Annotated in this window: 2 protein-coding genes; both read left to right on the top strand. The window is 56.9% G+C overall.

Translation table 11 applies throughout. The features are described 5' to 3' along the window. On the top strand, positions 1–578 hold a 578-nt coding region (locus AC1DWI_RS24735; protein ID WP_477726121.1), incomplete at its 5' end, for a sugar phosphate nucleotidyltransferase. Continuing rightward, positions 575–892, top strand: a 318-nt coding sequence (locus AC1DWI_RS24730) for a CBS domain-containing protein (RefSeq protein ID WP_477726120.1), incomplete at its 3' end; no start/stop codon positions are given. The genes AC1DWI_RS24735 and AC1DWI_RS24730, both read left to right, overlap by 4 nt.

The raw sequence follows: 892 nt of genomic DNA, 5'->3' as shown, positions 1-892 counted from the left end.
AGGGGGTACGTTCGATGACCTTTCTGCTGCATCACCAATCCGAACTGATCGAAGAATTCGTTGGCGGGCTTGCGCAAACAGGTCGGCTTCACGGCTGCGAAGTCGACTTCCTGGTCGAACCCGAACCGCTGGGAACGGGTGGTGCCGTAGCCTACGCGGTACGGCAACATGCCCTCGCGGGTTCCTTCCTTGTCAGCAACGCCGATACCTGGCTCGGCAGCGGTATCAGTGCGGTATTTGCGGCCGAATCGCCTTCAATGGCCGTAATTTGCGTAGAAAATACGGAACGCTATGGCAGCGTACGGACGTCGGCCAATAAAATAGCCCTTYTTGAGGAAAAGCAAAGCAGCCGCGGTAAGGGCCTGATTAATGCGGGTCTGTACCATCTCGATGCGGACCTGTTTAGGCATTGGGATGGCAAGCCCTTTTCCCTGGAGCGGGATGTCTTCCCGGATTTGGCGGCCGACAACCGGCTGACAGCTGTTTCACTGAATACCGACTTTATCGATATCGGCGTGCCGGAAGACTATTTCCGGTTTTGCCGATGGATAGCGTCAAACAAGGCGGGAACCCTGTGAGCTTCGAATTATTCTTGATTTCAGAAAATGCGTCGTTGCGCGATGCATTGACGCAACTCGAAGCCAACCACCATGGCATCGTGCTGACGACCAATGCCGAAGGCATGGCGACCGGATTGGCGACCGACGGGGACGTGYGTCGCAAGCTGCTTGAAGGCGCGCAGCTCGAGGACGCCATCAAGTCCTGCGCCAACCCTGACTTCGTCTGGGCCGACAAGGCAAGTTCGCGCGAACTGCTGCTCAAACAGCTCGACCACCATATCAAAGTCATACCGCTGCTCGACGAAAACCGGCGCCTGGCCGGAATCGTAAGC

This window comes from Polaromonas sp. P3_C2 (genome assembly GCF_056402675.1).
This window is presented reverse-complemented; position numbering and strand designations above follow the sequence as displayed.